The organism is Arcobacter denitrificans (SeqCode), assembly GCF_048571185.1.
Taxonomy (GTDB): Bacteria; Campylobacterota; Campylobacteria; order Campylobacterales; family Arcobacteraceae; genus Arcobacter; species Arcobacter denitrificans.
In genome coordinates, this window is record NZ_CP182350.1 from 2,199,297 (window position 1) to 2,217,013 (window position 17,717).

The 17,717-nt window shown below is 29.9% G+C and carries 18 protein-coding genes and 1 pseudogene; 15 read left to right on the plus strand and 4 right to left on the minus strand.

All coding sequences use genetic code 11. From position 1 onward, the window contains the following. Positions 1–3: 3 nt before the first annotated feature. Positions 4–621 (minus strand): recombination protein RecO, encoded by a 618-nt coding sequence (gene recO / locus ACNI28_RS11055; protein ID WP_419764309.1) that lies wholly within the window; start codon positions 619–621, stop codon positions 4–6. After that, a complete protein-coding gene (locus ACNI28_RS11060) occupies positions 622–879 on the minus strand; it encodes a hypothetical protein (RefSeq protein ID WP_419764310.1) in 258 nt (85 codons plus the stop codon). 708 nt (positions 880–1,587) lie between these two features. Here ACNI28_RS11060 and ACNI28_RS11065 point away from each other — a divergent pair. The 3 genes and pseudogenes from ACNI28_RS11065 to ppnP all read left to right on the plus strand — a co-directional run. After that, positions 1,588–2,061, plus strand: a pseudogene (locus tag ACNI28_RS11065) (methyl-accepting chemotaxis protein); the annotation flags it as partial. Positions 2,062–2,202: 141 nt separating this feature from the next. Then, positions 2,203–2,544: a CZB domain-containing protein gene (locus tag ACNI28_RS11070; protein WP_419766472.1), complete on the plus strand. Its 342-nt coding sequence runs from the start codon at positions 2,203–2,205 to the stop codon at positions 2,542–2,544. A 108-nt stretch (positions 2,545–2,652) separates the two neighbouring features. Further along, positions 2,653–2,970 carry a pyrimidine/purine nucleoside phosphorylase gene (gene ppnP, locus ACNI28_RS11075; RefSeq protein ID WP_419764311.1) on the plus strand — a complete coding sequence of 106 codons (318 nt, stop codon included), beginning with the start codon at positions 2,653–2,655 and terminating at the stop codon, positions 2,968–2,970. A 20-nt stretch (positions 2,971–2,990) separates the two neighbouring features. Here ppnP and ACNI28_RS11080 read toward each other — a convergent pair whose 3' ends face one another. Both ACNI28_RS11080 and ACNI28_RS11085 read right to left on the minus strand, forming a co-directional pair. Then, a complete protein-coding gene (locus ACNI28_RS11080) occupies positions 2,991–3,659 on the minus strand; it encodes a response regulator transcription factor (RefSeq protein WP_419764312.1) in 669 nt (222 codons plus the stop codon). A gap of 1 nt (position 3,660) precedes the next feature. Next, positions 3,661–4,704, minus strand: coding sequence for a hybrid sensor histidine kinase/response regulator (locus tag ACNI28_RS11085; RefSeq protein ID WP_419764313.1), 1,044 nt, complete (start codon positions 4,702–4,704; stop codon positions 3,661–3,663). 74 nt (positions 4,705–4,778) lie between these two features. Here ACNI28_RS11085 and ACNI28_RS11090 point away from each other — a divergent pair, with 74 nt between their 5' ends. The 12 genes from ACNI28_RS11090 (at position 4,779) to ureG (ending at position 17,694) form a co-directional block, all read left to right on the plus strand. Further along, the gene (locus ACNI28_RS11090) at positions 4,779–7,070 is read left to right on the plus strand and encodes a response regulator (RefSeq protein WP_419764314.1); all 2,292 of its coding nucleotides are present in this window, start codon (positions 4,779–4,781) and stop codon (positions 7,068–7,070) included. Between the two features lie 94 nt (positions 7,071–7,164). Continuing rightward, positions 7,165–8,442 (plus strand): urea ABC transporter substrate-binding protein, encoded by a 1,278-nt coding sequence (gene urtA, locus ACNI28_RS11095; protein WP_490715307.1) that lies wholly within the window; start codon positions 7,165–7,167, stop codon positions 8,440–8,442. Between the two features lie 57 nt (positions 8,443–8,499). Continuing rightward, positions 8,500–10,095 (plus strand): urea ABC transporter permease subunit UrtB, encoded by a 1,596-nt coding sequence (urtB, locus tag ACNI28_RS11100; protein ID WP_419764315.1) that lies wholly within the window; start codon positions 8,500–8,502, stop codon positions 10,093–10,095. 3 nt (positions 10,096–10,098) lie between these two features. Further along, the gene (gene urtC, locus ACNI28_RS11105; protein ID WP_419764316.1) at positions 10,099–11,214 is read left to right on the plus strand and encodes an urea ABC transporter permease subunit UrtC; all 1,116 of its coding nucleotides are present in this window, start codon (positions 10,099–10,101) and stop codon (positions 11,212–11,214) included. Then, positions 11,211–11,999, plus strand: coding sequence for an urea ABC transporter ATP-binding protein UrtD (urtD, locus tag ACNI28_RS11110; RefSeq protein WP_419764317.1), 789 nt, complete (start codon positions 11,211–11,213; stop codon positions 11,997–11,999). The genes urtC and urtD overlap by 4 nt, the downstream gene beginning before the upstream one ends. Before the next feature lie 121 nt (positions 12,000–12,120). Beyond that, complete coding sequence (urtE, locus tag ACNI28_RS11115; RefSeq protein WP_419764318.1) at positions 12,121–12,816, plus strand: urea ABC transporter ATP-binding subunit UrtE; 696 nt, start codon at positions 12,121–12,123, stop codon at positions 12,814–12,816. A gap of 10 nt (positions 12,817–12,826) precedes the next feature. After that, the gene (locus ACNI28_RS11120; RefSeq protein ID WP_419764319.1) at positions 12,827–13,579 is read left to right on the plus strand and encodes an urease accessory protein UreD; all 753 of its coding nucleotides are present in this window, start codon (positions 12,827–12,829) and stop codon (positions 13,577–13,579) included. A gap of 16 nt (positions 13,580–13,595) precedes the next feature. Then, the gene (locus ACNI28_RS11125) at positions 13,596–14,276 is read left to right on the plus strand and encodes an urease subunit gamma (RefSeq protein WP_419764320.1); all 681 of its coding nucleotides are present in this window, start codon (positions 13,596–13,598) and stop codon (positions 14,274–14,276) included. 1 nt (position 14,277) lies between these two features. Then, positions 14,278–15,981 carry an urease subunit alpha gene (gene ureC, locus ACNI28_RS11130; RefSeq protein ID WP_419764321.1) on the plus strand — a complete coding sequence of 568 codons (1,704 nt, stop codon included), beginning with the start codon at positions 14,278–14,280 and terminating at the stop codon, positions 15,979–15,981. Between the two features lie 8 nt (positions 15,982–15,989). Then, positions 15,990–16,424 (plus strand): urease accessory protein UreE, encoded by a 435-nt coding sequence (locus tag ACNI28_RS11135; protein ID WP_419764322.1) that lies wholly within the window; start codon positions 15,990–15,992, stop codon positions 16,422–16,424. Continuing rightward, complete coding sequence (locus tag ACNI28_RS11140) at positions 16,399–17,097, plus strand: urease accessory protein UreF (RefSeq protein WP_419764323.1); 699 nt, start codon at positions 16,399–16,401, stop codon at positions 17,095–17,097. Before ACNI28_RS11135 ends, ACNI28_RS11140 begins: the two co-directional genes overlap by 26 nt. A 9-nt stretch (positions 17,098–17,106) precedes the next feature. After that, positions 17,107–17,694, plus strand: coding sequence for an urease accessory protein UreG (gene ureG, locus ACNI28_RS11145; RefSeq protein WP_419764324.1), 588 nt, complete (start codon positions 17,107–17,109; stop codon positions 17,692–17,694). Positions 17,695–17,717: the final 23 nt, after the last annotated feature.

Genomic DNA, 17,717 nt, shown 5'->3' on the forward strand with positions numbered 1-17,717 from the left:
ATTTTATATACCTTGAAGAAGTATCTGCCAAATATACTCAACCTCTTCATCATCTAAAAAGATTAGTGATTTTTCTTGAAATAGTTCATCTATTTTATGAAAGTCAAACTTTTTTGAGTAGGTACAGTTTGGATGAACTGGATGGAAACTTCTTACAAGTGAGATTTCATTTTCTATTTTTTTCTCACAAAGCAAACAGATATATTCACTATGAAGTCTTCCTTCTTGTTCTAGTAGTTTTATATAGATTTCGCAAATAGCTCTTTTGGCATTTTGTTTTATAAGTTTATGGGCTAGTTCTTCAAGTAAGTTAAAATAAAAATCATCGATAGCTTCTACATCTTTTAAGTGGGGATAGAAAAGTTTTAAAAATCTCTGCCAACAGTAGAGTTTTTCTTTTTCAAAAATCCAAGTAAAACTTATTTGAATAACATCTTTAAGTCGAGGCATTGTACTTTTATGGTTTGATTCTAATTCAAAGTCAATTTTATATCCCACATTTACATTGGAATGCCTTCCTCCATAAAATCTATAGGTGGTATAGATATTTTCATCTGTTAAAATTGTAACAATTAAATCATCATCTCTAACAGACTTTATATCAATAATATAACCTTGCATCTACTCTTTTAGACTCTTCATATCTATAATTTCATCAATTATCTCTTGAGCTTCTTCTTCATCAATCTCATCTGCTTCTATATCATCAATAAGGTCTTGAAACTCTTTTCTCATATCTTGCATATATTTTATCTCTTCTTTTGTCTTCTCATCACTTTTTTTAGAGGCAACTAGTTCAAAGAGTTCATCTAAGTAATCTTCAACATCAGGTATTACTTCATTGTGCACTAGATTTAAAAGTTTTTCTTGTGTAGTCATATTTTTTCCTATTAAAATTTGAAAAATTATAACAAATCTAATAATACTTCTACCTGAAAATTCAAATGATCAGGTTTTGTTATTTAGTGATATTTTAGATGGTTTTATGGTATATTATATATATAATTAAGATATATTAAAAAATAAAGGGGAATAATGTTTTTTGGAAATAGTAGAAAAAAAGATGAAGAGATAGCTAAGTTAAAAGCAAGAGTTGAAGAACTAGAAGCACAAAATAGAAGTGAAGATGTGTTACTTGAAGAGATTAGTGAAGTTTTACTAAAATTTGAAAAGGGTTTCTATGGTATTTTTGTTAAAGGGGATAGCAAAAATAACCATTTAAATCAAATAAAAGATAATTTGAATAATGCCTTAGTAACCAATGCAAATTTGGCAGATAGGGGGATCCAAACACTTATAGAGTATGGAAATGCAAATTTTGAGCATAAGGTTGATACAAATGATTTAAGTGGAAAAATGGGTTCTGTTATTCTTGGTATTAGAGCATTGGGAAGTAGTATTTCTGAACTTTTAGCTCTATTGGATATGACTTCTGAGGAGTTGCATAATGAGATGGTTGAGTTATCTAATGCTTCTAATTCTTTAGCAACTGCATCAAATCAACAAGCTGCAAGTTTAGAAGAGACAGCTGCAGCTTTAGAAGAAGTTACTAGTACTGTTATTAGTACTAGTGAAAATACTGCAAAAATGGAAAAACTTTCTCAAACAGTTAATCAATCAGTTCAAAAAGGTGAAGAGCTAGCTAATAATACATTTACTTCAATGGATAATATCAATAATGAAGTTAGTTTAATAGAAGAAGCAACTTCTATTATTGACCAGATTGCTTTTCAAACAAATATTTTATCTCTTAATGCTGCTGTTGAAGCAGCTACAGCAGGGGAAGCAGGAAAAGGATTTGCTGTTGTTGCACAAGAAGTTCGTAACTTAGCAACTAGAAGTGCAGATGCAGCAAAAGAGATTACTGATATTGTTCATAAAGCAAAAGAGAGAGCAACTGAGGGTAAAAAAACAGCACAAAGTATGAAAGATGGATATAGTGTATTAAATGAAAATATCTCTAGCCAACTAAGTATTATTCAAGAAGTTTCAGATGCTAGTAAAGAACAACAACAAGCAATCGAACAAATCAATGATTCTATAAATGAATTAGACCAAACAACACAGCAAAATGCAGCATCAGCCGCACAAATTAGTTCGCAAAGTCAACATATAGAGACTCTTTCTCGTAACTTAGTTGATGTAGTTAATAAAACTACTTATATAAAAGATGCAAGAGAACAAGTAAAAGATATAGATTTAATGTTTACATTAAATAGATTAAAACTTGACCATATTAATTTTAAAGATACAAACTATAAACAATTAGATTCAAAAACAATTTGGAAGGTTAAATCAGAAAAAGAGTGTAATTTAGGAAAATGGATAATAGAACAAGAAAATTTAGATAAAGCGTATACAAAAACAGAAAACTGGGAACATTTAAAGGATGTTCACTCACAAGTACATAATGGGGTACAAAGAGTTATTGAAGATAATGCAAACGGAGATGTTAAAGATATGTTAAGTACATCATTAGATATAGATAAAGCAATTTCAGATGTATTTTGGACTATACAAAAAACAAAAAGAGAAAATAACTAGTAAACAATAGTTACTATCTACAGAATAATTGAAATAAACTTTATTAGATGTTTGTTTCATAATTATTCTTATGGTATGATTTCTAATATATTACAATAAAGGAAAATTTTGAAGGCTGTATTTGAAAATGTAAAAATAGCTAAAAAAGCAAATATTTTATATGAAGGTCATGTTACAAGTAGAGCAATTGAGTTTGAAGATGGAACAAAAAAGACTTTAGGTGTTATGTTGCCTGGAGAGTATGAATTTACAACAATTCATGAAGAAATTCTTGATATACAATCAGGTGAGTTAGAAGTACTATTACCAGCACAAGATTGGAAAAAAATTGTTTCTCCACAAAGCTTTTCAGTTCCAGCAAACTCTAGATTTAAATTAAGAGTAGTTTCACTAGTTGATTACTGCTGTTCATTTATAAAACATTAAGATAGAACCTAGCTTCTATCTTAGCTTATTTGTAAAAGTTTATATCCTACTCCTCTTAGATTTAAAATCATCCCATTTTTTAGTTTTGTTCTAAGTTTATGCACGATTGTTCTCATACTAACTGATTCCATCTCTTTACTATCCCAGACATATTCATGAATCATATCTAAAGTTACTGTTTTATTTAGATTTTTTACAAGTAGTGAAAGTAGTAGTTTCTCTTTTATTGTTAACTCAATTTCATGTCCATGTTTATATAAAGTTTGATTTATCAAATCAAAGCTATACTCATATCCCAAATCAATACTAAGATTTACATCACTACTTTGAGTTATATGATTTAGATGATATTTTATTCTTAAAAATAGTTCTTCAAAATCAAAGGGCTTTTTTATATAATCATTACATCCAAACTCAAATGAATTTTTGATATTTTCTATAGCTATTTCAGCACTTATCATAATAACTGGCGTAGTAAGATTATCTTTTCGTATAGTTTTTAAAATCTCATGTCCATTAAATCCTGGAACATTTAAGTCTAAGATATAAAGGTCATATTTATTATTTATGATTTTTGTAGCTGCTTCATAGCCATCACTACAATTTTCCACAAAAAAACCTCTATTTTCTAAAGATAATTTTATGATTTTATTTAGTGAAAAATCATCTTCAAGTAAAAATATCTTCATTTTATGACTCTTTTTTTATTAGATTTTCTGGAAATATATATCTAAATGTAGTAAATTGATTTGATTCAACTTCTACATCAATTTTATAACTATCGCAAATTGATTTGACAATATTTAGTCCTAATCCTAGACCGATATTTTTTACTTTTTCTTGGTAATATTTTTCAAAAACTAAAGAGGTGTCTTTTATTGTAATACCTTCATTTATTACTTCTAAAAGATTCTCTCTTAAAGAAATAACAATAGATGTATTTTCATAAGAGTACTTTATTGCATTTGAAATAGTATTATCAACTACTCTTTCTAATTCATATTCATCAATTAAAATTTTAAACTCACAATCTATTTCCAAATCAATAATCAAATTCTTAGTTTTTGCAATTTCATCAAAAAATATAATTCTTGAAGATAAAAAGTTTACTAGGTTTATAGGCTTTATCTGTTTTGTCATACTCTTCTTTTTTGTCAAATAATACAGGTCATTATATATAGAAGAAAGGGATTTAGAAGATGCTTTTATAGCTTCAAATTGCTCTTTTGGACCTAGCTGTCTCTCTAGGTTATCTACATTTAATGAAATAACACTTAAGGGCGTATTCATTTCATGGATTATCTTTTTTAAAAAAAAGTCTTGTTGTTCTAGTAGAGTTAAAATCATTTGATTATTTTCAAAAATTTTAAGCTGAGTTTTTATTCTTGCAATTACCTCTTCTTTTTTAAATGGTTTAGTTATATAATCAACTCCCCCTTGTTCAAAAGCTTTTACTTTTATCTCTACATCATCTATTGCACTTATGAAAATTATAGGAATGTTTTTAAGCTTTTCATCTTTCTTGAAGAGTTTACAAACTTCAAAGCCATCAGTATTTGGCATCTTAATATCCAACAAAATTAAATCAGGAGGATAACTATTTGATGATGTTAATGCAAAACTAGGATCAGTTGTTGCTCTTATATTATAATCATAACTTTCAAGTATATTATTTAAGTAGTGAAGGTTTTCACTTTTATCATCAATGATTAATATTGTATATTTTTTATGCATTCTTTAGCTCGTTTTATATTACTTTGTTGCTAAGATTATAGGATAAAAGATATAAAATCAAAATGAGGGTACCCTTGAATCTAAAAAAACTCTTTATGTTACTTTTTATTTTAAATACTATTTCATTTATAAGTGTGGCAGTTGTTATAAACAAATACCAAAACTCTACAATTAAACTAGAAGATGCATATCAAATGCAGTATAAGTCACTTATCCTTGCCCATGAACTTCGACAAAGTAGTGATGACCTTACAAGAATGGCAAGAACCTATGTAATAACAGGAAATCCACTATTTGAAGAGCAATATAAAACAGTACTTGATATTAGAAATGGTACAAAAAATAGACCTAAAAGATATAATGGAATTTATTGGGACTTTTATACTTTAGATAATACAACACCAATCTTAGGTGGAGAAAAAGTACCCCTAAGAGAGCTTATGAAAAGAGCAAACTTTCCAGAGTCAGAGTTGAATTTACTTTTTACTTCTCAAAATGAATCTGATGATTTAACAAAACTTGAACACAAAGCAATGAATGCCGTAAAAGGAATATTTCAAGATAATAATGGCGAATTTATAATAAAAGCAAAACCAGACTTTAAACTTGCACGAGAACTTATGCACTCAAGTGATTATCACAAAGCAAAGATAAGAATCATGGAGCCTTTGGATAACTTCTATAAGGCCTTTGAAAAAAGAACTCAAGAAAAAGTAAATGAAGCTAGAAAGATGGTAAAAGAACAAGAGTTTTATGTAAATGTGATAGTACTTTTTTCTGTAATATTTTTCTTGATGTCTTTTTTTATAATTCTTTTTAGAATTATTTATCCAATAGATTTATTAAGAGTTGCCATGCTTAGACTATCATCAAATGATATGAGTGTTGATTTAGAAAAAAACAAATATGATGATGAAGTTGGAGACATGATTGGAGCAGTTTCTATTTTTAAAGAAAATACAGAAAAGTTAATAGAGAGTGAACATCAAATAAAACTTGCTATGGAAGATGCAAAAAGTGCAAACAAAGCAAAATCTATATTTTTAGCTCGTATGAGTCATGAACTAAGAACTCCACTAAATGCAATACTTGGCTTTTCAAATATTTTAAAAAAATCACCAAATGTATCACTTGAAGAGAAAAATAATCTAAATATTATAAATAGAAGTGGAGAACATCTTTTAAATATAATTAATGAAATATTAGAACTATCAAAAATCGAGGCTGGTAAAATAGAGATTATGCCAAAGGTTTTTAATCTAAAAGAGTTGATTGAAGACATAAACTCTATTTTTGAGTTTAGATGTAAAGAAAAAGGTTTAGCATTTAAAATCATTTTAGATAAAAACTTGCCAGACATTGTGAAGATGGATGACTTAAGACTTCGTCAAATACTAATCAATCTTTTAAGTAATAGTCTAAAATTTACAAACAAAGGAGAAATATCTTTATATCTATATGAGAAGAGTAAGAAACTTTTTTTTGAGATAAAAGATAGTGGAATAGGAATAGAAAATAAGAACTTAAAGAAAATATTTAAACCCTTTGAGCAGATAAAACATGATGATTATAATAAAAATGGAACAGGTTTAGGTTTACCAATAACAAAAGAGTTGGTAAACCTAATGAATGGTTCTATTCATGTAAAAAGTAAAATAGGTGAAGGTACACAGTTTTATCTTAGTCTTGAGTATAAAAGTATGGAAGATGGAGATATTTTAATTGATTCAAAAGTAAAAGGTATTATTGGTATTGAAAGAATAACAGAAAAAAAATCCATATTAGTAGTAGATGATATTGAAGTAAATAGAGACCTATTAAGTCAAATATTAAATTCATATGGATTTGAAGTTTTTCAAGCAAGTAGCGGTTATGAAGCTATTGATATATTTGAAAAAGAGCATTTAAGTCTAATCTTTATGGATATTAAAATGAGTGGCCTTGATGGATTAGAGACTATAAAAATCATAAGACAAAAAGATAAAGATATACCTATAGTTGCAGTTTCTGCAAATGTTTTCAATGAAGATAAACAATCAGCACTTAAAAGTGGAGCAGATAACTTTTTATCAAAACCTATTGATGAAAAAGAGCTTTTACTTACACTCTCAAATTATTTTGATTTGGAATTTAAGTACTTAGAAACTATTGAAAATAAAGTAGATATTCATGAAAGATTAACAAAACTAGATAAAGAGTTTTGTATAAAGCTTAATGAATTATGCTTACTAATGGATTCTAAAAATATAGAAGAACTTTTAGCAAACTCTGAGCTTGATAATGATTTAAAACAACACTTCAAAAACTTAATTGATAACTTCAAATATAAAGAGATAAATGAAATCTGTATAAAAAATATACAGTAATTTATAAAAGTTTTTTTTAAAACAACACTTAGACAACACTTCTATTTTATACTTCTTCTCAGTAGTCATAAAGACTAAAATTAAAGGAGAATTAATGAAAAGTAGATTCACAAAAGTTTTAGCTGCATCAGCAATTGTAACTATGAGTATGATAGCTCAAGCTGCTGATACTATCAAAGTTGGTGTTTTACACTCACTATCTGGAACAATGGCGATTTCAGAAACAACTCTAAAAGATACAGTTTTAATGTTGATTGATGAGCAAAATAAAAAAGGTGGAATTTTAGGTAAAAAACTTGAAGCAGTTGTAGTTGATCCTGCATCAAACTGGCCTTTATTTGCTGAAAAAATGAGAGGACTTTTAACTAAAGATAAAGTTGATGTAACATTTGGTTGTTGGACATCAGTATCTAGAAAGTCTGTTCTTCCAGTTGTTGAAGAGTTAAATGGTCTGTTATTTTACCCTGTACAGTATGAGGGTGAAGAGTCAAGTAAAAATGTATTTTATACAGGTGCTGCGCCAAACCAACAAGCAATCCCAGCAGTTGATTATTTAATGAATGACATGGGTGTTAAAAGATGGGTTTTAGCAGGTACAGATTACGTATATCCTAGAACAACAAACAAAATCTTAGAATCATATTTAAAATCAAAAGGTGTTGCAGAATCTGATATTATGATTAACTATACTCCATTTGGACACTCAGATTGGCAGTCAATCGTATCTGATATCAAAAAATTTGGATCAGCTGGTAAAAAAACAGCAGTTGTTTCAACAATCAATGGTGATGCAAATGTTCCTTTTTATAAAGAGTTAGGTAATCAAGGTATTTCATCTTCGTCTATTCCAGTTATTGCATTCTCTGTTGGAGAAGAAGAACTTTCAGGACTTGATACTAAACCTCTAGTTGGACACTTAGCTGCATGGAACTACTTCCAAAGTGCTGAATCAGAACTAAATGATGAATTTATTTCTTCTTGGAAAAAATATATCAAAAATGATAAAAGAGTTACAAATGACCCAATGGAAGCTACATATATTGGATTTAACTTATGGGTAAAAGCAGTTGAAAAAGCTGGTACTACAAATGTTGATAAAGTAGGTGATGCGATTATTGGTCTTTCTGTTCCTAACCTTACAGGTGGAACTGCGACTATGCTTAAAAACCACCATATAACAAAACCAGTTCTTATTGGAGAGATTCAAGAAGATGGTCAGTTTGAAACTGTATGGTCTACTGAAGGTGATGTTGCTGGAGATGCTTGGTCTGACTTTCTACCAGGAAGTAAAGATTTAATCTCTGATTGGACAAAACCAGTTAATTGCGGAAGCTATAACACAAAAACAAAAATGTGTGTAGGTGCAAAATAATTAAAATATGAGAGGAAACTCTCATATTTTATACTTCACAATTTATGAAAGGTAACCATGAAAATATTTAAAATAATATTGCTTAATTTATTAATTCTAACATCGTTAGTTGCTTCAAATCTTCAAACTGACTCACAAGAACTCTTATCAAACAGTTTTTCTAAAAAAGAGAAAGCTATTTTAAACTTAACTAAAAACTATAAAGATAATGAGAAGTTAGAAGTTTTATTACAAAAACTTTTAGGTGGAGATTTATACTATACAAAAAGTGATAAAAGAGTAGTCTTTTTGAAAGAGAAAAAAGCTAAAGAGTATTTAACAGTTGATGTTTTTACAAATAATCAGTTAGAAATAGCTTCAAAATATGATTTTAAAAAAGTAAAAATCAATAATAAATTAAGAAATATTATAAAAGCTTCATTGGCGAAAATAAATCTATTTTCAAAAAATGAAGATAAAAGATTAAGTTCAGCAAAGAACTTGTTAAAGTATTTAAAAATAGAGGACAAAGAGCTTATTGTAGAGGCTTTAGAAAGTGAAAAGTCTTCTAATGTAAGAGATGTGCTAGATGAAGCAAATACTATTTTAATAGCCAAGTATGGAAGCGATAAAGAAAAGTATGAAGCAGTTGATAAATTAGGAAGCTTCATATCTTCTAAGACACTTGTAACTTTAAAAGATGTTCTCAAAAATAGTAAAGATGAAAAACTAAAAGAGATAGCAAAAAGCTCTCTTGATATAGTTGAACTTAAAAAAAGTTTTTATTCTTTTGTAGAAACAGCATTTTTTGGACTTAGTATGGGGTCAGTTTTACTTTTAGCTGCCATTGGACTTGCTATTACTTTTGGTGTTATGAAAGTAATTAATATGGCACATGGTGAGCTTATTATGATAGGTGCTTATACTACATATACTATTCAACAACTTTTCCCAAACTTGATTGAATACTCTGTAATTATTTCAATACCTGCTGCTTTTATAGTTAGTGGGCTTGTGGGAATTTTAATTGAAAGATTAGTTATAAGACATCTATATGGAAGACCACTTGAAACACTACTTGCTACTTTTGGGGTAAGTCTGATTTTACAACAGTTAGTGAGAACAATATATTCACCTCTTAATCAAGAAGTGAAGACTCCTTCATGGATGAGTGGAGCTTGGGAAGTTAATAGTGCCTTGTTTCTTACCTACAACAGATTGTATATAGTTATATTTTCTGTGATGGTATTTTTGGCGATTCTTTATGTGATGAAAAAGACTTCACTTGGATTAAAAGTGAGAGCTGTTTCACAAAACAGACCAATTGCTCGTGCTATGGGAATAAAGTCAAGCTTTATTGATGCAGCAACTTTTGGTATAGGTTCTGGAATAGCAGGAGTTGCCGGAGTTGCCTTATCACAACTTACAAATGTAGGACCAAACTTAGGTCAAGCATATATCGTAGATAGTTTTATGGTTGTTGTATTTGGTGGGGTTGGTAACTTATGGGGAACACTGATAGCTGCTTTAACTCTTGGAGAGATAAACAAATTTATTGAACCAATATCAGGAGCTGTACTAGCTAAAGTTATTATCTTAGTATTTATTATTTTATTTATACAAAAAAGACCTAGAGGATTGTTTCCTCAAAAAGGTCGAGATGCACAGGATTAGAAGATGAGAAAAGAATCAATAATTTTTAAAATTTTACAAAATGACAAGGGTGGAAAAATAGTACTTTCAACTCTTGCAATTGTAGTATTTGTAGTATCATTTTGTAACTTATTTGTTCCTAGTGATTCAGTGTTTTATATCTCAACTTTTACGGTTACTATTTTAGGTAAGTATTTAGCCTTTGCACTTTTAGCACTTGCTTTAGATTTAGTCTGGGGATATTTAGGTGTTTTAAGTCTTGGTCATGGGGCATTTTTTGCTCTTGGTGGATATGGACTTGCCATGTACCTTATGAGACAAATTGGTGATAGAGGAGTTTATGGAAACCCTGATTTACCTGATTTTATGGTATTTATGAATCTAAAAGAGTTGCCATGGTTTTGGTATGGATTTGATAATCCTTTATTTACATTTATTATGGTTATGCTCATCCCTGCTATCCTAGCCTTTGTATTTGGTTGGTTTGCTTTCAAATCAAGGGTAACTGGAGTTTATCTTTCAATCATAACTCAAGCTATGACCTATGCACTTATGTTAGCATTTTTTAGAAATGATATGGGCTTTGGTGGAAATAATGGTTTGACAGATTTTAAAGATATCTTAGGATTTGATTTACAAGCAGATTCTACAAGAGTAGGTCTTTTGATTATTACATTTTTAGCTCTAGTTTTAGGGTATTTGATTTGTAGATTTATTATAAACTCACGTCTTGGAAGAGTTGTTATATCTATAAGAGATGCTGAAAGTCGAGTGCGATTTTTAGGATATAAAGTTGAACAGTATAAGGTGTTTATATTCGTAGTCTCAGCAATACTTGCGGGAATAGCAGGAGCACTTTATGTTCCACAAGTAGGAATCATAAATCCAGGAGTTTTTTCACCACTATTTTCTATTGAGTTAGTTATTTGGGTAGCAATAGGAGGAAGAGGAACTCTGTATGGAGCAATCATTGGAGCAATCATAGTAAATTTTGCAAGTACTTATTTTACATCTGCTCTTCCAGAGGTTTGGTTATATGCCTTAGGTGGACTTTTTGTTCTTGTAACTTTATATCTTCCTCAAGGTGTAGTTGGGCTTATAAGTAAAATAAATGCAAAACTAAAAAAGGCTAAGGCATGAAACTATTAAGACATGAAAATGAACAAAATATTGGTAATCTTAAAGTTGGAGATAGGATTCTTTTAGTTGATGGTGTTAGTGTTAGTTTTGATGGATTTAAAGCCTTAAATAACTTGAGTTTTTCAATAAACTATGGTGAACTAAGATGTATCATTGGAGCAAATGGTGCAGGAAAATCAACTATGATGGATGTAGTAACTGGAAAAACTTCACCTGATGAAGGAGAAGTTATTTTTGGAGAAGCAGTTAATTTATTGGAATTAGATGAGCCTTCTATTTCAGAAATAGGAATTGGGAGAAAATTTCAAAAGCCAACAGTATTTCAAAACCATTCAGTTTTTGAGAATCTTGAACTTGCCATGAAAGATGACAAAAGATTTTTCAAAACACTTTTTTCAAAACTAGGAAGTGAACAAAAAGATAAAATAGAAGAGACTATGAAACTAATAGGTCTAAAAGAGCTTTACAATATGGATGCAGGTATTTTATCTCACGGTCAAAAACAGTGGTTAGAAATTGGTATGCTAATCATGCAAGAGCCAAAACTATTATTAGTAGATGAGCCAGTTGCAGGAATGACTCCCCAAGAGGTGGAAAAAACAGCAGAGATTTTGACAAGTCTTTCAAAAGAGAATGCGGTAGTTGTAGTTGAACATGATATGGAGTTTATACGAAGTATTGCTAGTAAAGTTACTGTTTTGCATGAGGGTTCAGTTTTAGCAGAGGGGAATATGGATGCGATACAAAACAATGAAAAAGTGCGAAAAGTATACTTAGGAGAATAAAAATTCAAATTATGCCACTATTACGGCGTTAAAGATTTTTCATTTACTAATAGTAAACTTCAAAATCTTTGCCTTGCACTAGCAACATACTTTGAATTTTTTGGGAAATGAAGGGAAAATTATGTTAAAGATAGAAAAAATAAATCAATTTTATGGACAAAGTCATACCTTATGGGATTTGGATTTGGAGATTAAAAAGGGCAGATGTACTTGTCTTATGGGAAGAAATGGAGTTGGTAAAACAACTTTAAGTAAAGTCATCATGGGCTTACTTCCAATCAAAGATGGGAAAATCATCTATGATGGAAAAGATATATCAAAACTAGCTGACCACAAAAGAGCAAGTATTGCCATAGGTTATGTTCCTCAAGGAAGAGAGATATTTTCTCAACTAACAGTTTTAGAAAACTTGCAAATTGGAGTTTTGGCAAATAGAAATAAAATCTCAAAAGTTCCAGAAAAGATATATGAACTTTTTCCAGTACTAAAAGATATGCAAAAAAGAAAAGGTGGAGATTTATCAGGTGGTCAGCAACAACAACTTGCCATCGCCAGAGCCCTATGTATTGATCCAAAGTTTTTGATTCTTGATGAGCCAAGTGAAGGAATACAGCCAAATATTGTAGCTCAAATTGGTGAAGTAATTGATTATCTCACAAAAGAAGAAGAGATGACTGTTTTACTTGTAGAACAAAAGCTTCCATTTGCAAGACGTCATGGAGATGATTTTTATGTTGTAGATAGAGGAAGTGTAGTTGCACAAGGAGAGATTTCACAGTTAAGCGATGATATAATAAAACAACATTTATCAGTCTAATAGGAATAAAATGAGTATTAAATTTAAGTTTGAAAAGGAGAAGTTTTCATTAGATAAATTAGAACTTCCATCAAGACACTACTATTTTCAAACTGGTGAAAATTATATTAAACTTCTTAATATTGGAGAAGGTGTTTTCCCAAAAGACAAACTTCGTACATCTTTTAAACTTGATAACTCAAACCTAATACTAACAACTGAATCAGCTACAAAAATATATCCATCAAAAAAAGAGTATGGAGTCCAAAAAATAAATATAACTTTAGAAAATAGTTCAAACCTAGAGTTTTTAAATGATGAACTTATTTTATATAAAGACTCAAAATATATTCAACTATTTAATTTAAAGTGTGATGATAGCTCAACTTTCTTTTATACAGATATTTTAAGTCGTGGTAGAAGTTTTGAGGACTTTGCTTTTTCAAATATGTTGATTAAAAACTCTTTCGTTTGTGATAAAAGAGTTGAATATATAGAGAAGTTTGATGTAGCAGGAGATGAATTAAAAGATTATATTATTAGAAAAAATAGTCACAATTTTATCTTTGCAAAGATATATATAAAAACAAAAGAAAATGAAAACTTTATAAAAAATATACAGGAAAATGGCTTTGAATCTTTTACTTTTAGTCATAATAGAAAAATCATAATTGGAGTACTTAGTTCAAACAACATGTCTAATTTGAAAAATAAAGTTATGCAAGTTTGGGAACTATATAGAAAAGATTTAAACAAAGAGAAATTTATTTTAGGTAAACAATAAAAATGGAGGTCAATAGATGTTTCTAACAAATCGTGAACAAGAAAGACTGATGATATATACAGCTTCAAAATTAGCACAAGAGCGAAAAGAAAAAGGTTTAAAGTTAAACTATCCAGAAGCTGTTGCAATTTTGAGTTCATATATTCTTGAAGGTGCAAGGGAGGGTAAAACTGTAGCACAACTTATGGTTGATGCTACAAAGGTTTTAGGTGAAGATGATGTTATGGATGGAATTGCTTCTATGATGCATATGGTTCAAATAGAAGCTACCTTTGATGATGGTACAAAACTTGTTACAGTACACAATCCTATTACTACAAGTAAAAAAGCAAAAATAGAGCCGGGTGAGTATTTTGTAAATGAGGGTGAAATATCTTTAAATGAGAATAAAGAACTTACCACAATACAAGTAGAAAATAAAGGTGATAGACCAGTACAAATAGGCTCTCACTATCACTTCTTTGAAGTTAATAAAGAGCTTGATTTTAATAGAAATGAAGCATATGGAAAAAGACTTGATGTTCCAGCTGGAACTTCAGTGCGATTTGAGCCAGGTTCTTCAAAAGAGATAAATCTAATAGAGTTTAGTGGTAAAAGATATATGAGTGGATTTAATGGTTTGGTTGAGGGATTTTTAGATGATGTTTCAACAAAAGAAAATGCTATGAAAAATTTAGAAAAGTTCTTAGGAGTATAAGATGAAGATATCAAAAGAAAAATATGCTTCAATGTATGGACCAACGACTGGTGATAGATTTAGACTTGCCGATACTTCTTTAATAGCTAAAATTGAAAAAGACTATACAACTTATGGAGAAGAGAGTAAATTTGGTGGTGGTAAAACAGTAAGGGATGGTATGGCACAAAGTCCAACGGCTGTTGATGTTGCTGATTTGATTATTACAAATGCTACTGTTATCGATTATACAGGTATTTACAAAGCTGATATAGGTATCAAAGATGGGATTATTATAGCTATTGGAAAATCTGGTAATCCAAATCTTTGTGATGGTATTACAGAAGGATTAGAAATAGGAGCAAATACTGAAGTTTTATCAGCTGAGGGTAAGATTATAACTGCTGGTGGTATAGATTCTCATATTCACTTTATAAGTCCGGGGCAAATTGATGTTGCCTTAGCAAGTGGAGTTACTACCATGGTAGGTGGTGGAACTGGTCCAAATACTGGAACCAATGCCACAACTTGTACTCCTGGAGAGTGGAATATAGCTAAGATGATACAAAGTGTTGATAACTTACCACTTAACTTTGGTTTTATGGGAAAAGGAAATAGTTCGTGTAAAGAGGCTTTAGAAGTTCAAATAAAAGCTGGAGCTATGGGACTAAAACTTCACGAAGATTGGGGAAGTACTCCAAAAGCTATTGATACTTGTTTAAGTGTAGCTGATGAGTATGATGTACAAGTTGCTATTCATACAGATACCTTAAATGAATCAGGTTTTGTAGATAATACAGTAGATTCTTTTAAAGATAGAACAATACATACCTTTCATAGTGAAGGAGCAGGAGGTGGACATGCTCCTGATATCATGAAAGTGGCAGGTTTAGCAAATGTATTACCATCAAGTACTAATCCAACACTGCCATATACAAAAAATACAATAGAAGAACATCTTGATATGCTTATGGTTTGTCACCATTTAAGTCCAAAAATTCCAGAAGATGTAAGTTTTGCAGAAAGTCGTATTAGAGGCAAGACAATTGCAGCTGAAGATGTACTTCATGACCTTGGAGCTATTAGTATTACTAGTAGTGATTCACAAGCTATGGGAAGAGTAGGAGAAGTACTAATTAGAACTTGGCAAGTGGCAGACTCTATGAAAAAACAAAGAGGTGCCCTAACTGGAGATGATGACTTAAGTGATAATAATAGAATCAAAAGATATATTGCAAAATATACAATAAATCCAGCTATTGCATGTGGAATAGATGAGCATGTAGGAAGTGTAGAAGTTGGTAAGATGGCTGACTTAGTCTTATGGAATAGAGCATTTTTTGGAGTAAAACCTGAGATTATTATAAAAGGCGGATTTATAGCACTTAGTATGATGGGTGATTCAAATGCTTCAATTCCAACGCCAGAGCCAAATATGTATAGACCTATGTTTGGAAGTTTAGGTAAAGCACCTGCAAAAACAAGTGCAATTTTTACTTCCAAAGTATCTCTTGATGAGGGTATAAAAGAAAAACTTCAAATTGATAAAGCTGTACTTGCAGTTAAAAACACAAGAAACATTGGTAAACAGGATATGAAATTAAATGATTTTATTGGAAATATTGAAGTAAATCCTGAAACCTATGATGTAACAGTAAATGGTGAATTAATAGAATCAAACTATGTATCAGTAGTACCACTGGCAAAAAAATATTTTATGTTTTAGGAAGTTTGATGATAAAAAAAGTTATAGAAATCAAAAAAGATATAAAAGCCAGTGATGAGGTTGAGTTATCTTGGTTTGATTTGCAAAAACCAAATTTAACAGCTGTTAGTAGTTGTGGCATAAACTTTGTAATAAAAGCAAAGTTTACTCATTTACATGAAAATGATATTTTAGTTGACGAAGATGGATATGCTATAAAAGTAAAAAGAAGTGCTGATGAGATTTTTGTTTTAGAGTTTTCAGATGCTTTAGTTTTTGCAAAAACAGCTTATGAAATAGGAAACCGACATCAGCCAGTAATGATTGAAGAGTCAAAGATTACAGTTTTAGATGATATCTCTTTAGGTGATATTATAAAAGATTGTTATGCAAATAAAGATATAAATATAGAAAAAACAAAAGGGTACTTTAAACCAAATGGTAAAGCACACCACTCACACTAATCTTAAGTCTCTAAGTAGATTTTTACAAATACTTGATGGAACTTTTCCCTCAGGAATGTTTGTACACTCATTTGGTCTTGAACCCCATATTGTAAAAGAACAGGTGACAGATGAAAAGAGTTTAAAGCTTTATTTGAAAAATCTTATTATAGATCAATACTCTAAAATGGAGTTTGTTTATATAAAAAAAGTATATGAAGCTTTAGAAAATAACAGATTAAGTCTTATAAAAAAGCTTGATAATGAGTATAGTGCTTATTTGACTTTTGAGTATGCAAAGGCTTCAAAAAATATAGGACAAAACTATTTTGTACAAATAAAAAACTTAGCCTCAAAAGATGTAGTAAAAAAATATTTTTTAAATATAGATAATAAAACTTGTGAAGCAAATGAAATAATTGTTTTAAGTGCATTAGCTTATGATTTAGATATTTGCATGGAAGATTTTATTGTGATGTGGACGAAAAAAAACCTTATAAGCATAGCAGCAACAACACTTAAAATATCAAGAATAAAACCCTCTCAAATACAAAAAATGCTTTTTGAATTTGATGAGATATTAGAGAGTATTGTTTTTGAAAAAATTGATAAAAAGATTACAAACTTTAATCCACTTTTTGAAGAAGTAATATTCAGCCATAAAAACCTAGAACCTAAGCTATTCGTTACATAAAGGAAAAAAATGAGTTTAAAAATAGGAATTGCAGGACCTGTAGGAAGTGGAAAAACTTCAATAATTGAGAGTCTTACAAATATACTAAAAGATAAGTATTCATTAGCAATTGTTACAAATGATATTTATACAACAGAAGATGCAAACTATCTAAAAAGAACGTTAGATTTGGATGAAAATAGAATCATAGGTGTAGAAACAGGTGGCTGCCCCCACACAGCAATTCGTGATGATATTTCTATGAATCAAAAAGCAGTGCTAGAACTTGAAGAGAAGTTTAATCCTGATATTACTTTTGTAGAAAGTGGTGGAGATAATCTTAGTGCTACTTTTTCTTATGAACTTGTTGATTATTACATGTATGTAATTGATGTCGCACAAGGTGCAGACATACCACGCAAGAAAGGGGCAGGATTACTTTTTTCTGATTTACTTGTGGTAAATAAAATAGACTTAGCACCATATGTTGGAGTTGATTTGGAGTTGATGAAAAATGATGTGAAAAACAACCGAAAGAACAAACCTTCAGTTTTCATATCTAATAAAGAAGAAAAAAGCTTAGAGCAAGTTATAGGTTGGATCGAAGCATTAATATAAGCTAAACTATTATTTTGATATAA

Excerpts from the sequence above, each read along its gene's own strand:
- ACNI28_RS11080 (WP_419764312.1), bottom strand. The coding sequence starts at position 3,659 with ATGAAGATATTTTTACTTGAAGATGATTTTTCACTAAATAAAATCATA.
- ACNI28_RS11070 (WP_419766472.1), top strand. The coding sequence starts at position 2,203 with ATGTTTACATTAAATAGATTAAAACTTGACCATATTAATTTTAAAGAT.
- ACNI28_RS11125 (WP_419764320.1), top strand. The coding sequence starts at position 13,596 with ATGTTTCTAACAAATCGTGAACAAGAAAGACTGATGATATATACAGCT.
- ureG (WP_419764324.1), top strand. The coding sequence starts at position 17,107 with ATGAGTTTAAAAATAGGAATTGCAGGACCTGTAGGAAGTGGAAAAACT.
- ureC (WP_419764321.1), top strand. The coding sequence starts at position 14,278 with ATGAAGATATCAAAAGAAAAATATGCTTCAATGTATGGACCAACGACT.
- recO (WP_419764309.1), bottom strand. The coding sequence starts at position 621 with ATGCAAGGTTATATTATTGATATAAAGTCTGTTAGAGATGATGATTTA.
- urtB (WP_419764315.1), top strand. The coding sequence starts at position 8,500 with ATGAAAATATTTAAAATAATATTGCTTAATTTATTAATTCTAACATCG.
- urtD (WP_419764317.1), top strand. The coding sequence starts at position 11,211 with ATGAAACTATTAAGACATGAAAATGAACAAAATATTGGTAATCTTAAA.
- ACNI28_RS11135 (WP_419764322.1), top strand. The coding sequence starts at position 15,990 with ATGATAAAAAAAGTTATAGAAATCAAAAAAGATATAAAAGCCAGTGAT.
- ACNI28_RS11060 (WP_419764310.1), bottom strand. The coding sequence starts at position 879 with ATGACTACACAAGAAAAACTTTTAAATCTAGTGCACAATGAAGTAATA.
- ACNI28_RS11140 (WP_419764323.1), top strand. The coding sequence starts at position 16,399 with ATGGTAAAGCACACCACTCACACTAATCTTAAGTCTCTAAGTAGATTT.
- urtE (WP_419764318.1), top strand. The coding sequence starts at position 12,121 with ATGTTAAAGATAGAAAAAATAAATCAATTTTATGGACAAAGTCATACC.
- ACNI28_RS11085 (WP_419764313.1), bottom strand. The coding sequence starts at position 4,704 with ATGCATAAAAAATATACAATATTAATCATTGATGATAAAAGTGAAAAC.
- urtA (WP_490715307.1), top strand. The coding sequence starts at position 7,165 with ATGAAAAGTAGATTCACAAAAGTTTTAGCTGCATCAGCAATTGTAACT.
- ACNI28_RS11120 (WP_419764319.1), top strand. The coding sequence starts at position 12,827 with ATGAGTATTAAATTTAAGTTTGAAAAGGAGAAGTTTTCATTAGATAAA.
- urtC (WP_419764316.1), top strand. The coding sequence starts at position 10,099 with ATGAGAAAAGAATCAATAATTTTTAAAATTTTACAAAATGACAAGGGT.